We start from the raw sequence: 890 nt of genomic DNA, 5'->3' as shown, positions 1-890 counted from the left end.
CAAGGGAATAATGCCGTTTTTGAAAATTTAACAGTAAGAAATGTTGGGTTAGGAATATTATTAGGACAAAATACAGTTAATAATACTGCGGAAGCATTTTCAATCTGTAAGATTACAAATTTTAATGGGGCATAAAAATTTATACTTGGATAGGACAGAAATAGTATTGTAATAGACATTAAAAACTATCGCACTAAAATATTTAGTGCGATAGTAATATATTATTTCAAATAAAAAACTATTTATAAGACTTATTGAAAAATTTGTCAAAAAAACCTTTGCTTTTAGAATTTTCTAACTGTTCCTTTATTGAGGAATTTTCAGTTTCCAACTCTCTTAAGCTAGCTTCTAATTTTTTTGAATAATTTTTTATATATTCAAAATTTTGTTCTTTTTCTTCTAATTGTTGTTTTATAGTTAAAACTTCAGTATCGTATTTATTTCTTAAATTTGAAAAAATATGATTTTGGGATTTTTCTAGGCTTTCTTTTATTTTATTATTTTCAAGTTCTAAATTTTTATTTATATCATATAAATTTTTAATTTTATTTTCACTTTCCACAAGTTGTTGTTTTATATTTTTTATTTCTGTAATATGCTCTATTTTTATGTTTTGCATAGTTGTAATAGCATTATTCTGTAATTTATCTATTATGTTATTTAAATTTTTGTTTAAATTATTATTTTCTTCTAATTTTAATTTTATGGTCTTATTTTCCTTTATTTTGTTCTCAAGCTGTGTTTTAAGAGAGTTATATTCATTTTCAATATTAGATTTTTCAATAGAGATTTTATTTATATTCTCAAGTAGATTATTAACATACATGTTTTTTTCTTTGAATTTTTCTGTAAGTAAAATTGATTTGTTCATTAAATCATGGTTTATAGTA

1 pseudogene is annotated in these 890 nt (G+C 21.2%); it reads right to left on the bottom strand.

Annotation, left to right across the window (positions count from 1 at the left end):
• Window positions 1-238 precede the first annotated feature (238 nt).
• Window positions 239-890, bottom strand: a pseudogene (locus EJL03_RS15855) (hypothetical protein); the annotation flags it as partial.

Origin of the sequence: Clostridium rectalis, from assembly GCF_900626095.1 — a bacterium.
Taxonomy (GTDB): Bacteria; Bacillota; Clostridia; order Clostridiales; family Clostridiaceae; genus Clostridium_AS; species Clostridium_AS rectalis.
Note: the sequence above shows the minus strand (reverse complement) of the source record. Positions and strands in the feature narration are given on the sequence as shown.